The 14,266-nt window shown below is 53.9% G+C and carries 14 protein-coding genes; 4 read left to right on the top strand and 10 right to left on the bottom strand.

Features of this window, described 5'->3' with window-relative positions:
• Positions 1 to 42: 42 nt before the first annotated feature.
• The 8 genes from dinB to ACOTXL_RS06310 form a co-directional block, all read right to left on the bottom strand.
• On the bottom strand, positions 43 to 1,101 hold the full coding sequence (dinB, locus tag ACOTXL_RS06345) for a DNA polymerase IV (protein WP_003863209.1): 1,059 nt from the start codon (positions 1,099 to 1,101) through the stop codon (positions 43 to 45).
• Between the two features lie 107 nt (positions 1,102 to 1,208).
• Complete coding sequence (nqrM, locus tag ACOTXL_RS06340) at positions 1,209 to 1,409, bottom strand: (Na+)-NQR maturation NqrM (protein WP_003863212.1); 201 nt, start codon at positions 1,407 to 1,409, stop codon at positions 1,209 to 1,211.
• A 2-nt stretch (positions 1,410 to 1,411) separates the two neighbouring features.
• Entirely contained in the window at positions 1,412 to 2,635 is a 1,224-nt protein-coding gene (gene nqrF, locus ACOTXL_RS06335) for an NADH:ubiquinone reductase (Na(+)-transporting) subunit F (RefSeq protein ID WP_003863214.1), read from the bottom strand.
• A gap of 10 nt (positions 2,636 to 2,645) precedes the next feature.
• A complete protein-coding gene (gene nqrE, locus ACOTXL_RS06330; RefSeq protein ID WP_045337366.1) occupies positions 2,646 to 3,242 on the bottom strand; it encodes an NADH:ubiquinone reductase (Na(+)-transporting) subunit E in 597 nt (198 codons plus the stop codon).
• Between the two features lie 6 nt (positions 3,243 to 3,248).
• Positions 3,249 to 3,887 carry an NADH:ubiquinone reductase (Na(+)-transporting) subunit D gene (locus ACOTXL_RS06325; RefSeq protein WP_045351178.1) on the bottom strand — a complete coding sequence of 213 codons (639 nt, stop codon included), beginning with the start codon at positions 3,885 to 3,887 and terminating at the stop codon, positions 3,249 to 3,251.
• Complete coding sequence (locus ACOTXL_RS06320) at positions 3,880 to 4,674, bottom strand: Na(+)-translocating NADH-quinone reductase subunit C (protein WP_003863221.1); 795 nt, start codon at positions 4,672 to 4,674, stop codon at positions 3,880 to 3,882. Before ACOTXL_RS06320 ends, ACOTXL_RS06325 begins: the two co-directional genes overlap by 8 nt.
• Positions 4,667 to 5,902, bottom strand: a complete 1,236-nt coding sequence (locus tag ACOTXL_RS06315; protein WP_045351177.1) for an NADH:ubiquinone reductase (Na(+)-transporting) subunit B — start codon at positions 5,900 to 5,902, stop codon at positions 4,667 to 4,669. Before ACOTXL_RS06315 ends, ACOTXL_RS06320 begins: the two co-directional genes overlap by 8 nt.
• Before the next feature lie 2 nt (positions 5,903 to 5,904).
• Entirely contained in the window at positions 5,905 to 7,248 is a 1,344-nt protein-coding gene (locus ACOTXL_RS06310) for a Na(+)-translocating NADH-quinone reductase subunit A (RefSeq protein WP_045351176.1), read from the bottom strand.
• Positions 7,249 to 7,548: 300 nt separating this feature from the next.
• Here ACOTXL_RS06310 and dpaA point away from each other — a divergent pair, with 300 nt between their 5' ends.
• Positions 7,549 to 8,289 (top strand): peptidoglycan meso-diaminopimelic acid protein amidase, encoded by a 741-nt coding sequence (dpaA, locus tag ACOTXL_RS06305; RefSeq protein ID WP_023315473.1) that lies wholly within the window; start codon positions 7,549 to 7,551, stop codon positions 8,287 to 8,289.
• On the opposite strand, the gene ACOTXL_RS06300 is transcribed toward dpaA, so the two are convergent.
• Together ACOTXL_RS06300 and lpcA are read right to left on the bottom strand one after the other, a co-directional pair.
• A complete protein-coding gene (locus ACOTXL_RS06300; protein ID WP_003863229.1) occupies positions 8,260 to 9,027 on the bottom strand; it encodes a class II glutamine amidotransferase in 768 nt (255 codons plus the stop codon). The genes dpaA and ACOTXL_RS06300 overlap by 30 nt on opposite strands.
• Positions 9,028 to 9,075: 48 nt before the next feature.
• Positions 9,076 to 9,654 (bottom strand): D-sedoheptulose 7-phosphate isomerase, encoded by a 579-nt coding sequence (lpcA, locus tag ACOTXL_RS06295; RefSeq protein ID WP_003863232.1) that lies wholly within the window; start codon positions 9,652 to 9,654, stop codon positions 9,076 to 9,078.
• Between the two features lie 239 nt (positions 9,655 to 9,893).
• On the opposite strand from lpcA, the gene fadE reads away from it, so the two are divergent.
• From fadE to ACOTXL_RS06280, 3 genes are all read left to right on the top strand, one after another.
• Positions 9,894 to 12,338, top strand: coding sequence for an acyl-CoA dehydrogenase FadE (gene fadE, locus ACOTXL_RS06290; RefSeq protein WP_023315472.1), 2,445 nt, complete (start codon positions 9,894 to 9,896; stop codon positions 12,336 to 12,338).
• 108 nt (positions 12,339 to 12,446) lie between these two features.
• Positions 12,447 to 13,223: an amidohydrolase gene (locus ACOTXL_RS06285; protein ID WP_045351175.1), complete on the top strand. Its 777-nt coding sequence runs from the start codon at positions 12,447 to 12,449 to the stop codon at positions 13,221 to 13,223.
• A 452-nt stretch (positions 13,224 to 13,675) separates the two neighbouring features.
• Complete coding sequence (locus tag ACOTXL_RS06280) at positions 13,676 to 14,176, top strand: hypothetical protein (protein ID WP_233093421.1); 501 nt, start codon at positions 13,676 to 13,678, stop codon at positions 14,174 to 14,176.
• Positions 14,177 to 14,266: the final 90 nt, after the last annotated feature.

Genomic DNA, 14,266 nt, shown 5'->3' with positions numbered 1-14,266 from the left:
GCCCGGTGGCGCTACGCTTACCGGGCCTATAATTAGCGTAATCTACAGCCCCAACACCAGCTGACGCTCCAGCTGCGGATCCAGCAAGGTGACGTGCAGCCCCACCAGCCTCACCCCTCGCCCGCCCCGCCGTTCTTCCCATGCCTTTTTTGCCGTCGCGATAAGATCCTCTTTGTTGAGGCGTGGCCAGACGTGTTCCTGCGTCGTTTGCTGAAAATCGTTAAATTTCAGTTTGATGCCCTGCCGGGCAATAAGCAGATCAGGTTTGACCTTCAGTAAGCGTCGTTCAAGTTCAGGATAGAGTTGTTCCGTAATAATGGTTTCACATTCGGTCCAGTCATGGATATCTTCGCTCAGCGTGCGTTCAACGCCGACCGATTTACGCAGCCGTTCGTTGTTCACATCCCGGTCATCAATGCCCTGACTGCGTTCCCACAGTACGCGGCCAAACTTGCCAAAACGCTTAAGCAGCAGCGCCAGATCGCTGCGCTGAACGTCTTCGCAGGTGCGTAGCCCCATACTTTCCAGCTTCGCGGCGGAGACTTTGCCCACTCCGGGGATTTTGCTGAGCGGCAGCGTCTTTAAAAACGCCGAAACCTCTTCCGGAGTGATAACGTACTGGCCGTTGGGCTTATTTAAATCGGAGGCGATTTTGGCGAGAAATTTGACCGGCGCGACACCCGCCGATGCCGTCAGGTTCAGCTCGTTAAAAATAGTCTGGCGGATCTCCTGCGCCATCAGGGTGGCGGAGCCGTGGCAGTGCACGCTGTGGGTGACATCAAGATAGGCTTCATCCAGCGATAACGGTTCGATAAGTGAGGTGTAGCGGGAAAAGATCTCCCGAATGTGGCTCGATGCTTCTTTATAGGCATCAAAACGTCCGGGCAAAAGAGTGAGATGCGGGCACAGTTTCAGCGCCATCGCTGTCGGCATGGCGCTGCGCACGCCGTATTTGCGAGCAGGATAGTTGGCGGTGCTGATGACACCGCGCTGTACCCGGCTGCCGCCAATGGCAATGGGAATATCCCGCAGCGCCGGGTTGTCACGCATCTCCACTGCGGCAAAAAAGCAGTCCATATCGACATGGATTATTTTGCGCATAGTAAGCCCTCACTCGTTACTGGATAAGTATACAGTAAACAAATGAGGGTTGAGAAGTGTGCATGGGAATTGTCGGGTGGCGGCGTTGCCTTACCCGACCAGGAAGACTAAATAATGCGTTGCTGCTCGCGAGCCATCCGCTTTTTCCGCGCATCGCACGGTTCCGGACAATCGCACACTTTTTCCATTCCGATGGAAGAGATGCCTCCGCAACTGCCCTGAATGCTTTTACGCTTGATGATCCAGCCTAAGGACATGCCGAAGATCACCAGCACAAACACTGCAAAGGTCGCCAGAAAGGTCAGCATAATCAGCCTCCGAAATCATCGAGCATGATGTTCTCATCTTCCACGCCAAGATCTTTTAGCATCTTAATCACGGCCGCGTTCATCATTGGTGGACCACACATATAGAACTCGCAGTCTTCCGGTGCCGGGTGCTGTTTGAGGTAATTTTCATACAGCACGTTGTGGATGAAGCCCGTATAGCCTGTCCAGTTATCTTCCGGCTGCGGATCGGATAACGCCACATGGAAGGTAAAGTTAGGGTTATCACGTGCCAGTTGTTCAAACTCATCGTCATAGAACATTTCGCGCAGTGAACGCGCTCCGTACCAGAAGCTGATCTTGCGCTTGCTGCCAAGTCGTTTGAGCTGGTCAAAGATATGCGAACGCATCGGCGCCATACCCGCTCCGCCGCCGATAAAGACCATCTCCGCGTCAGTATCTTTGGCAAAGAATTCGCCGAACGGGCCGGAAATCGTCACTTTGTCGCCAGGCTTGAGGGACCAGATATAGGATGACATGACGCCAGGGGGGGCATCAGGCACATTCGGTGGCGGCGTGGCGATACGCACGTTGAGCATAATAATGCCCTTCTCTTCCGGGTAGTTAGCCATGGAATAGGCGCGGAGCGCGGGCTCTTTTACCTCGGAAACAAAGCGGAAGAGGTTAAATTTATCCCAGTCGGCCCGGTACTCTTCGGGCACGTCGAAGTCAGCATACGCGACGGTGTGTGCCGGACATTCAATCTGGATATACCCACCCGCACGGAACGGGACGCTCTCCCCTTCAGGGACACGCAGCTTGAGCTCTTTAATGAACGTGGCTTTGTTATCGTTAGAGATAACTTCGCACTCCCATTTTTTCACGCCGAAGATCTCCTCCGGCAGCTCAATCTTCATGTTCTGGCGCACAGCGACCTGACACGCCAGACGGCATCCCTCTTTCGCTTCACGCTTCGTAATATGCGACAGTTCCGTTGGCAGAATATCACCGCCGCCCTCTTTCACCGTCACACGGCACTGGCCACAGGAGCCACCGCCGCCACAGGCAGACGAGACAAAAATCCCGTTGCCGGAGAGCGTGTTAATCAGCTTATCCCCTGCCGGGGTACGGATCTGATTCTGCGGATCGTCATTGATATCAATGATCACATCCCCGGAATTGACCAGCTTCGCACGCGCCGCCAGGATCAGCCCTGACAGCACCAGTACTATCAGCGTGAACATCACCACGCCAAGAATAATTTCCATTTGTTAGCCCTTATAGCTGCACACCGGAGAAGGACATAAAGCCCAACGCCATCAGGCCGGTGGTGATAAAGGTGATCCCTAAGCCACGAAGCCCCGCAGGTACGTTGGCATATTTCATTTTTTCACGGATCCCCGCCATGGTAACAATCGCCAGCATCCAGCCGATACCGGAACCGAAGCCATACACAACCGATTCACTGAAGTTGTAATCACGCTGAACCATAAAGGAAACACCGCCAAAAATGGCGCAGTTCACGGCGATCAGCGGCAGGAAGATCCCCAGCGCGTTGTACAGCGACGGGAAGTATTTATCGAGGATCATCTCCAGGACCTGAACAAGCGCCGCAATCACTCCGATAAAGGTGATGAAGTTCAGGAAGCTAAGATCAACCCCCTCCACCAGCGCGCCATCGCGCAGCACGAAGTTGAATACCAGGTTGTTAATCGGAACGGAAAGCCCCAGCACAACGGTAACTGCCACGCCCAGACCAAATGCCGTCGATACCTTTTTAGAAACGGCAAGGAACGTACACATGCCCAGGAAGAAAGCGAGCGCCATGTTTTCAACAAACACCGCGCGCACAAATAAACTCAGGTAATGAGCCATTGTCGGTTACTCCTTTTCCTGCTGTTCAGGCTTCAACGTACGAATCAGCCAGATCAGCAAACCGATAATGAAAAATGCGCTTGGGGCCAGCAGGAACAGGCCGTTCGGCAGATACCAGCCGCTGTTCTGTACCGTATCCAACACCGGAATGCCAAACAGCTTGCCGCTGCCAATAAGTTCGCGCAGGAAACCAACCGTCAACAGGATTACGCCGTAACCCAGGCCGTTGCCGATACCGTCCATAAAGCTCGCCAGCGGCGGCATTTTCATCGCATAGGCTTCAGCACGCCCCATCACGATACAGTTGGTGATAATCAGGCCGACAAACACCGAAAGCTGCTTCGAGGTTTCATAGGCGAAGGCGCGCAGGAGCTGATCGACCACGATCACCAGCGAGGCGATGATCGCCATCTGCACGATGATCCTTACGCTGTTGGGTATGTGGTGGCGGATCATTGAGATAAACATGCTGGAAAACGCTGTCACCAGCGTTACCGCCAGCGTCATGACCACCGCCGTTTCCAGCTTGGTGGTGACCGCCAGCGCCGAGCACACCCCCAGCACCTGAAGCGTTATCGGGTTATTGGCTAACAGCGGGCCAATCAGCACCTTTTTAACTTCTTTCAGTTCACCCGTATCAGCCATTATTCAGCGCTCCTTCACGTACATTCTTCAGGAAGGGACCAAAGCCCAGTTCACCCATCCAGAAATCAAAGCTGTGCTGCACACCGTTTGAGGTGAGCGTGGCGCCGGAAAGGCCATCAACGGCAAATTCATCGCCGGGACGCGCGCCCCCTTTTACCACCTTCAGCGCAGGCTGGCCGTTGTCGTCGAGCACTTTTTTACCAACAAACTGTGCCCGCCAGTTAGGGTTCTCAACTTCGCCCCCCAGCCCCGGCGTTTCGCCCTGATCGTAATAAGTAATGCCTTTAACCGTACGGCCGTCGGTATCCAGCGCCACAAAGGCGTACATCATTGACCATAAACCGTTGCCATAGATGGGCAACACGATTTTCTGAATGCGTTTTTGCTCGTCACGGACAAGGTAAATCTCCGCGACATTGCTGCGGCGCTTAATGCCTGCCGGATCCTGCGAGGCGTCAAGCGTGGTGCTCATTTGCGGATCTTTTAGCGCCAGCGCCTGGTTGTATTTCGCCGGGTCTTTATCCATTAACTCCCCGGTTTTTAAATCCACCAGCCGTGCGGTAATACGTTCGGCAAACACCGCTGCGACGTCATCCTTCGTCATGCCTTCCTGCATCAGCCCGGCAACGGCCAGGATGTTACGCTGTTTATCCAGCGCACGTTGCTCCTGCTGTAGCGGTTTCAACCCTACGGCAGAACCGGCCACGACAATGGAACAAACCAGACACAGTACCAGCACCACCAGCAGCGTTTTGCTGATGCTGTCGTTATTTTTGATCTCAGCCACGCGCCTTCCTCCGTTTAATGTTGGCGCGCACGACCAGGTAGTCGAACAGCGGCGCAAACAGATTGGCAAACAGAATGGCCAACATCATCCCTTCCGGATAAGCCGGGTTGACCACGCGAATCAGTACACACATCACCCCAATGAGCGCGCCGTAACACCATTTACCTCTGTCGGTAAACGAAGCCGAGACGGGATCGGTGGCCATGAACATCATGCCAAACGCAAAGCCTCCCAGCACGAGGTGCCAGTACCACGGCATGGAGAACATCGGGTTTGTGTCTGAACCAATGAAGTTGAAAAGCGTGGCGGTGAGTACCATCCCGAGCATGACGCCAGCGACAATGCGCCAGGACGCCACGCGGCCAAAGAGGATGATGGCTCCGCCGATCAAAATCATCAGGGTAGACACTTCACCGATGGAGCCTGGGATATTGCCGATAAACGCATCAAACCAGGTGACAGGCTGTCCGGTTGCATTATTGACCAGCGTTTCGCCGCCGCCTGCCGCCCACTGTGAAAGTGGCGTCGCGCCGGAGAATCCGTCTGCTACCGTCCACACCAGGTCGCCCGAGATTTGCGCCGGATAAGCAAAGAACAGGAACGCGCGTCCTGCCAGCGCCGGGTTGAGGAAGTTGCGTCCGGTCCCGCCGAAGATCTCCTTGGCAATCACCACGCCAAAGCTGATCCCCATCGCCGCCTGCCAGAGCGGCAGCGTTGGCGGAACAATCAGCGCAAACAGAATAGAGGTAACAAAGAAGCCCTCGTTGATCTCATGTTTGCGAATAATGGCGAACAGCACCTCCCAGAAACCGCCCACGATAAAGACAGTCATATAGATGGGGAGGAAGAAGACAGCGCCCAGCGTCATCATGCTGATCCAGCCGGCATCTGCCGCAAAGCTCACCCCCAGCGACTGTGCCAGACGATAGTGCCAGTCAGACTGAATCACCTGCGCCAGCTGCTCTGCATCATACATATGGTGCAGCGCCGGAATAGACTGCAACCCAACGTTATACATCCCCCAGAACATGGCCGGGAAGACCGCAAACCAGACCAGAATCATCATTCGCTTGAGATCGATGGCGTCGCGAACGTGCGCCGCGCCTTTCGTTACCAGACCCGGCGTGTAGAAAATGGTCGTTGTCGCTTCATACAGCGGGTAGTACTTTTTGAGCTTCCCTTGGGTAAAGTGCGGCTCAATTTTTTCAAAGAGGTGTTTTAAGCCCATGTTTATCCTTCCTGCTCAATGCGGGTTAACACCTCGCGCAATACGGGTCCATATTCGTATTTACCTGGACACACATAGGTACACAGCGCCAGATCTTCTTCGTCCAGCTCCAGACAGCCCAGCGCCTGGGCACCGTCGGTATCACCGGCCAGGAGATCCCGCAGCAGCACGGTGGGCAGAATATCCAGCGGCATCACGCGTTCGTAGTTGCCAATCGGAACCATGGCGCGCTCACCGCCGTTGGTGCTGGTGGAGAAGTTAAACAGCTTATGACGCAGGAAGTGGCCGAGCGTGGTGCGGGTTACCGAGTATTTTTCTGCGCCAGGCAGTACCCAGCCGAACAGCTCTTTCTCGCGTCCTTCAAGCACCACACTCACCTGAAGATGGAAACGACCCAGCCAGGCCATCGGGCCTGTCGCGTGCCTGCCGCTCAGCACCGAACCGGAAATAATACGGTTTTCACCCTCTTTCGTTTCGCCAGCCAACAGCGCCGTCAGGTCAGCCCCAAGCAGCGTGCGAACCAGACGCGGTTGGGTTGCCTGAGGGCCGCCGACGGCAATAATGCGTTCTGCGCACAGCTCACCCGTGGTGAACAGCTTACCGATAGCGATCACGTCCTGATAATTAAGATGCCAGACCTGTTTCGTCAGGCTTACCGGCTCCAGGAAATGAATATGCGTTCCCACCAGTCCCGCCGGATGCGGGCCGGCAAATTCATTAAAGGCCACCTGCCCTTGCGGATGACCGCCCAGCTTACCGCCGCTGGCCTGGCAGACATGCACTTTGCCCGGCGTCAGGCGTGTTAACACGGTGAGGCCGGCATCGAAAGCTTTTCGTTCCGCCAGGATAAGAGGCTGCGGATCTGCGCTGAGCGGGTTGGTGTCGATGGCCGTAACGAAGATAGCGGCCGGCACAGTGCCTGGCACGGGCGTTTTGCTATAGGGCCGCGTGCGAAGCGCCGTCCACAGTCCCGACTCCAGCAGTTGCGTCTGCACCACGTCGTGGCTGAGGGTGGCGAGATCGGCGGCGTCAAAACGCGCAAATTCGCGTTTCTCATCACCTTCAATTTGAATAACAACCGATTGCAGGACGCGACGCTCACCACGATGGATGGCAACAACGGTGCCGCTGGCTGGGGCTGTAAACATAACGCCAGGATTTTTTTTATCCTCGAAGAGTGCCTGGCCTTTTATTACGCGATCGCCTTCCTGTACCAGCATCGCAGGACGCATGCCCACGTAATCATCACCTACAATGGCGACATGATGAATACTGGCGCCGGTGGTAACGTGCTGTTCAGGCACGCCAGAGATTGGCAGATCGAGTCCTTTTCTGATTCTAAACATGTGGTTAGCAGGTATCCATGAACAACAATCCAGAGAGGCCGGAGTGTACCATTTTAGGCCCTGCCAGGGGCAGCAAATCCGCCGTCTGGCGCGCCGAAATGCGAGCTATTGCGCAAAGTTCCTGGAGTCAGGACAATGTGAATGGGTTATAAAGTAAAACTAATTTGTAAACGCAAAGGTTGGCTCTTGCGAAAATCTCCATCGGTGCTAATGTGAGCGCTCCTGTCCAGATTAGTCTGATTTCGGGTGTCTTTTGCCGTTCTGGCAAGTTGGTCATTGTTTTATCAAGGAACCAGTAGTATGCGTAAAATCGCATTGTTCATTGCGATGCTTCTGATACCGTGCATGTCGTTTGCCGGGCTGCTTGGCAGTAATAGTTCAACGACGCCGATCAGTAAAGAGTATAAACAGCAGTTGATGGGATCCCCGGTTTATATTCAAATCTTCAAGGAAGAGCGCACACTCGATCTGTTTGTCAAAATGGGCGAGACGTATCAGCTGCTCGATAGCTACAAAATCTGTAACTATTCTGGCGGGCTGGGGCCGAAACAGCGGCAGGGTGACTTCAAAAGTCCGGAAGGGTTTTACAACGTTCAGCGTAACCAGCTAAAACCGGACAGCCGCTTCTATAAAGCGATTAACATCGGTTTCCCCAATGCCTTCGACCGTGCGCACGGTTACGAAGGGAAATACCTGATGATCCACGGCGCCTGCGTGTCTGTCGGCTGTTATGCGATGACGGATTCCGGCATTGATGAAATCTTCCAGTTTGTCACGGGCGCACTGGTCTTCGGTCAGCCGAATGTTCAGGTCAGCATCTATCCGTTCCGTATGACGGATGCGAACATGGCACGCCATAAGTACTCTGTTTACACAGATTTCTGGAAACAGCTAAAACCGGGCTATGACTACTTCGAGCAGACCCATAAGCCGCCGGTGGTGTCCATCGTCAATGGCCGTTACGTGGTGAGTAAACCGCTCAGCCATGAAGTGGTTCAGCCGCAGCTGGCGTCAAATTACGCGGTCCCCGAGACAAAATAGCGCCCACTCGCCTGGCATGATCTTTTGCCAGGTTTCGTTGCCCGTCAGTGGCTGCGTTGCAATGACAGTGACCACATCGTTCGGTGTGGTCTCCTTCTGAAAATCAATTTCCACATCCTGATCGAGCAGCGTGGCGACGCCAAACGGCGCACGTCGGGTGATCCAGAACAGATTTGTCGAGCAGAACGCCATCACGTAGCGCCCGTCAGACAGCAGCATATTAAAGACGCCTTTCGCGCGTAACTCAGACGCCAGTGACGCTATGTACTTAAAAACGGCGGTCATGTTGCCGGGCGTACGGGGATAGCGCTCGGTCAGCTTGTGCAGCAGCCAGCAAAATGCTTTTTCGCTGTCCGTTTCACCGACAGGACGAAAATTGCCGGTTTCCAGTGATTTATAGCCCGAGAGCTGCCCGTTGTGCGCATAGGTCCAGTTACGGCCCCACAGTTCACGGGTAAACGGATGGGTATTTTCCAGCGCCACTTCGCCGCGATTGGCCTGGCGGATATGGGCGATCACCGAACAGGATTTAATAGGATAGTCCTGCACCAGTCTGGCAATGGGTGAGTTAAAGCTGGGCTGTGGATCTTTAAACGTGCGGCATCCTTTGCCTTCGTAGAAGGTAATGCCCCAGCCGTCTTTATGCGGCCCGGTTCCTCCACCGCGCTGAACCAGCCCGGTAAAACTAAAGCAGATATCGGTTGGCACATTGGCGCTCATCCCGAGCAGTTCGCACATAGATCACCTCCACAACAGCGGGGGGCACCGGCGCCCCCCAGCGAAGTCTTACTTAACCATCTCTTTTTCGATCAATTGGATCAGGATGTGGATCACTTTGATGTGAATTTCCTGAACGCGATCGGCATAACCGAAGTGTGGAACGCGGATTTCAATGTCCGCTGTACCGTCCATCTTACCGCCATCTTTCCCGGTCAGGGTGATCACTTTCATGCCCTTCTCACGCGCGGCGGCGATCGCTTTGATCACGTTAGCGGAGTTACCGGACGTGGAGATACCGAGAAGCACATCGCCTTCACGGCCTACGGCTTCAACGTAGCGGGAAAAGATGTGGTCGTAACCAAAGTCGTTGCCTACACAGGAGATGTGGCTCACGTCGGAAATCGCAATCGCCGGGTAGCCCGGACGGTTTTCGCGATAGCGTCCGGTCAGCTCCTCGGCGAAGTGCATGGCGTCACAGTGGGAACCGCCGTTACCGCAGGAGAGCACTTTACCGCCGGCTTTGAAGCTGTCGGCAAGCAGGACCGCCGCGCGCTGAATAGCGTGAATATTGGCATCATCTTTCAGAAAGTTCGCCAGCGTTTCCGCCGCTTCGTTCAGTTCGTTACGAATAAGATCCTGGTACATGAGGATAATCCTTCAGTATTGATGAAATAACACAGTGGAGTGTACCGGATAGCAGTAAAAGCGAGAAGCTAAAGCCATGCGAATCGTCCGGCGTTTTGATTTTTTGTGCCGGCTAAAACGCGAACAATGTGAACCAGGTTGTAATTATTTTGTAAACACATTGCTAAAGGAAATGACATCAACTACAACCATATCATCACAAGTGGTCAGACCTCCTACAAGCAAGGGAGCTTTTCTTTATGATGATTTTGAGCATTCTCGCAACCGTTGTACTGCTCGGTGTGTTGTTCTATCACCGTGTCAGTTTATTCCTGAGTAGCCTGATTCTTCTGGCCTGGACGGCTGCACTTGGCGTCGCTGGCCTGTGGAATATCTGGGTTCTTGTTCCCCTGGCCATCATTTTACTGCCGTTTAACCTGACGCCGATGCGTAAGTCGATGATCTCTGTGCCGGTGTTCAGGGGATTCCGTAAAGTGATGCCGCCGATGTCGCGTACAGAGAAAGAAGCGATTGACGCCGGTACGACCTGGTGGGAAGGCGATCTGTTCCAGGGCAACCCGGACTGGAAAAAGCTTCACAACTATCCACAGCCGCGTCTGACCGCCGAAGAACAGGCCTTTATTGATGGTCCGGTAGAAGAAGCGTGCCGCATGGCAAACGACTTTGCCATCACTCACGAAATGGCCGACCTGCCGCCTGAGCTGTGGGCATACCTGAAAGAGCATCGCTTCTTCGCGATGATCATTAAGAAAGAGTATGGCGGTCTGGAATTCTCCGCTTACGCTCAGGCTCGCGTGCTGCAAAAACTGGCGGGTGTCTCCGGGATCCTGGCGATTACCGTTGGCGTGCCAAACTCCTTAGGCCCGGGCGAGCTGTTACAGCATTACGGTACAGAAGAGCAGAAAGATCACTACCTGCCGCGTCTGGCGCGTGGCCAGGAAATTCCGTGCTTCGCGCTGACCAGCCCGGAGGCGGGCTCTGATGCCGGCGCGATCCCCGATACCGGCGTGGTTTGCATGGGCGAGTGGCAGGGCCAGCAGGTGCTGGGCATGCGCCTGACCTGGAACAAACGTTATATCACCCTCGCGCCTATCGCCACGGTGCTGGGCCTGGCGTTCAAACTCTCTGACCCGGAAAAACTGCTGGGCGGTGAAGAAGATCTGGGCATTACCTGTGCGCTGATCCCAACCTCGACCCCAGGTGTTGAGATTGGTCGCCGTCACTTCCCGCTGAACGTACCGTTCCAGAACGGTCCTACCCGCGGTCAGGATATCTTTGTCCCGATTGATTACATCATCGGTGGCCCGAAAATGGCCGGTCAGGGCTGGCGTATGCTGGTAGAATGTCTGTCTGTGGGCCGCGGCATTACCCTGCCGTCGAACTCAACCGGCGGTCTGAAATCGGTGGCGATGGGGATTGGGGCTTACGCGCATATTCGCCGTCAGTTCAAAATCTCCATCGGCAAGATGGAAGGTATCGAAGAGCCGCTGGCGCGTATTGCGGGCAATGCCTACGTGATGGACGCCGCAGCCTCGCTGATTACCTACGGAATTATGCTGGGCGAAAAACCCGCCGTGCTGTCGGCAATTGTGAAATACCACTGTACCCACCGTGCACAGCAGTCAATTATTGATGCAATGGATATCGCAGGCGGTAAAGGGATCATGCTCGGTGAAGGCAACTTCCTGGCACGCAGCTATCAGGGCGCTCCGATTGCCATCACTGTTGAAGGGGCAAACATCCTGACCCGCAGCATGATGATCTTCGGTCAGGGCGCCATTCGCTGCCATCCGTACGTGCTGGAAGAGATGGCTGCCGCTCAGAATAATGATGTGGATGCCTTCGACAAGCTGCTGTTCAAACATATCGGTCACGTCGGCAGTAACAAGGTGCGCAGCTTCTGGCTGGGCCTGACGCGCGGGCTGACCAGCGCGACGCCAACCGGTGATGCGACCAAACGTTACTACCAGCACCTTAACCGTCTGAGCGCCAACCTGGCTCTGCTGTCTGACGTTTCCATGGCGGTGCTGGGCGGTAGCCTGAAGCGTCGCGAGCGCATCTCCGCCCGTCTGGGTGATGTGCTGAGCCAGATCTTCCTGGCCTCTGCGGTGCTGAAACGCTACGACGATGAAGGCCGTCAGGAAGCGGATCTGCCGCTGGTGCACTGGGGCGTGCAGGATGCGATGTATCAGGCCGAACAGGCAATTGACGATCTGCTGGCGAACTTCCCGAACCGCTTCGTGGCAGGTGCCCTGCGCGTCGTGATCTTCCCGACCGGTCGTCATCACCTGGCGCCGTCCGACAAGCTGGATCACAAGGTAGCGAAGATCCTCCAGGTACCGAGCGCAACCCGCTCTCGTATTGGTCGGGGTCAATATCTGGCACCTACCCCGCATAACCCGGTAGGTTTGCTGGAAGAGGCGCTGCTTGACGTGATGGCCGCCGACCCGATTCACCAGAAGATCTGCAAACAGCTGGGCAAAAATCTGCCGTTTACACGACTGGATGAGCTGGCAAAACAGGCGCTGGCGGGTGGCATCATCGACAACAGCGAAGCTGCGATTCTGGTGAAAGCCGAAGAGAGCCGTCTGCGCAGTATTAACGTGGATGATTTCGAACCGGAAGAGCTGGCGACACAGCCGGTAAAGCTGCCGGAGAAGCACCGCAAACCTGAAGCCGCATAAGACGTTCAGCGTCCATCAACCCCGCTCCGTGCGGGGTTTTTTAATGCCACATTTTCTCGTAATGACGTGCTACAGTGTCAAAAAGCGATCTTTTAAGGAGTCGGTATCGTGCCTGGTTTGAAGATTTCTGTTTTGCAGCAGCCTTTAGTTTGGATGGACGGCCCCGCCAACCTTCGCCATTTCGATCGCCAGCTCGAAGAGATTAGCGGTCGCGATGTGATTGTCCTGCCGGAGATGTTCACCACGGGTTTTGCGATGGAGGCTGCAAAACAGTCGATGCCGCAGGACGAGGTTGTGGCCTGGATGCACGCCAAAGCGCAGGAGACAAACGCGCTGATTGCCGGTAGCGTCGCCCTCCAGACCGAACGCGGGCCGGTTAACCGCTTCCTGCTGGTCGAGCCAGAGGGAAAGGTGCATTTCTACGATAAGCGCCACCTGTTCCGCATGGCGGATGAACATCAACATTATGAAGCCGGAAGCGAACGCGTGGTATTTGAATGGCGTGGCTGGCGTATTCTGCCGCTGGTCTGCTATGACCTGCGCTTCCCGGTGTGGTCGCGCAACCGCAACGATTATGACCTGGCGTTGTACGTCGCCAACTGGCCCGCCCCACGCTCCCTGCACTGGCAGGCTTTACTGACCGCGCGCGCGATTGAAAATCAGACTTATGTCGTTGGCTGTAACCGCGTAGGCACGGATGGTAACGGACACCATTATCGCGGTGACAGCCGGGTGATCAGTCCGCAGGGTGAGATTATTGCCACCGCCGAGCCGCATCAGGCAACACGAATTGACGCTGAGATCTCGTTAACGGCGTTAAAGGAGTATCGGGAGAAGTTTCCGGCCTGGCAGGATGCCGATCGTTTTAGCATAGAAAATAAATAAAGGACATCGTCGTTTACTTTAGCCAGGTCGTACGAGAACCTAATGCGCGACCTGGTAAATAAGCAATATTTACATTCACACTGAATCTGACGTTCCCGCCCACCCCCTCTTTTCTTTTTATCGAAACATTCTATTCCAACCTTATAAAGTTTAGTCCTTCAATGTTTAACATTATGTTAATTGCAATAGCATTACCAAGTGAAAACAAATAACCACCCATTAACAAAACAGAAGAACAATAACCCAAAAACCCGTAAATCGGCCATTTAAGAAAACATGCAAGCACTTGAAAAATATAGACTTAAATCTTAAATGCAGCCTGAAAAGGTGTGTTCAGACTATTTAATTAAGACTTATACCAGGTATTCAGTATGATGCCTCACATCAAACGACGAGGTTGATGCTTCGTCCAAAACTAATATCGTGCTTAATCATCGCGTATAAGGTGTAATATGTTATTTCACACTAATAACTCTATTTATTTATCTCATAATGATGGTCAGCAGGTGAGCCACACGCCGTCGATGCATTGCTATGGTTGTGTGAAAAAATGCCTGTTTGGTGACGCTGAAGCGTGCGCTCGTAAAACCTGCACAGGACTTGAATGCTATATTTGGCCTGATAACAATTCTTACCTTGTAGAAGGTATCCGGCACTATTTTGAATGTGTGAGCGACAAATATATTTCTCAGCCAGTCGTGATTATTGATTTTAGCCATAAAAATATCACCTATTTTCTGAACGATAGCTGGCTCGAACAATTCAAAAATATGCGCCTTATCCTCGTCACTGACAAAAAGATGACGGCGATTGCCCATTACTGGTTCTATAACGATACGTTAGAGACCACCATCAGCTCTATTATCTTTTATGATGATTCCGCTGAGGAGGTTGCCACGAAACTGAAGAAAACGTTCCTGGCAAAAACGATCAAACCATCCGGGAGTAGGTAATGCTGCCAACTTACTGATTTAGTGTATGATGGTGATTTTAAGGTGCTTGCGTGGCTTCCATTTCCATCAGATGTCCTTCCTGCTCCGCTA

It is taken from the genome of Enterobacter cloacae complex sp. IR5402 (assembly GCF_049238125.1).
Classification (GTDB): Bacteria; Pseudomonadota; Gammaproteobacteria; order Enterobacterales; family Enterobacteriaceae; genus Enterobacter; species Enterobacter hormaechei_C.
The sequence above is the reverse complement of the archived record's forward strand: the minus strand, read 5'-3'. Positions and strand labels throughout refer to the sequence as shown.

Coding starts and splice junctions, on each gene's coding strand:
- dinB (WP_003863209.1), bottom strand. CDS start 1,101: ATGCGCAAAATAATCCATGTCGATATGGACTGCTTTTTTGCCGCAGTG.
- nqrM (WP_003863212.1), bottom strand. CDS start 1,409: ATGCTGACCTTTCTGGCGACCTTTGCAGTGTTTGTGCTGGTGATCTTC.
- nqrF (WP_003863214.1), bottom strand. CDS start 2,635: ATGGAAATTATTCTTGGCGTGGTGATGTTCACGCTGATAGTACTGGTG.
- nqrE (WP_045337366.1), bottom strand. CDS start 3,242: ATGGCTCATTACCTGAGTTTATTTGTGCGCGCGGTGTTTGTTGAAAAC.
- ACOTXL_RS06325 (WP_045351178.1), bottom strand. CDS start 3,887: ATGGCTGATACGGGTGAACTGAAAGAAGTTAAAAAGGTGCTGATTGGC.
- ACOTXL_RS06315 (WP_045351177.1), bottom strand. CDS start 5,902: ATGGGCTTAAAACACCTCTTTGAAAAAATTGAGCCGCACTTTACCCAA.
- ACOTXL_RS06310 (WP_045351176.1), bottom strand. CDS start 7,248: ATGTTTAGAATCAGAAAAGGACTCGATCTGCCAATCTCTGGCGTGCCT.
- dpaA (WP_023315473.1), top strand. CDS start 7,549: ATGCGTAAAATCGCATTGTTCATTGCGATGCTTCTGATACCGTGCATG.
- ACOTXL_RS06300 (WP_003863229.1), bottom strand. CDS start 9,027: ATGTGCGAACTGCTCGGGATGAGCGCCAATGTGCCAACCGATATCTGC.
- lpcA (WP_003863232.1), bottom strand. CDS start 9,654: ATGTACCAGGATCTTATTCGTAACGAACTGAACGAAGCGGCGGAAACG.
- fadE (WP_023315472.1), top strand. CDS start 9,894: ATGATGATTTTGAGCATTCTCGCAACCGTTGTACTGCTCGGTGTGTTG.
- ACOTXL_RS06280 (WP_233093421.1), top strand. CDS start 13,676: ATGTTATTTCACACTAATAACTCTATTTATTTATCTCATAATGATGGT.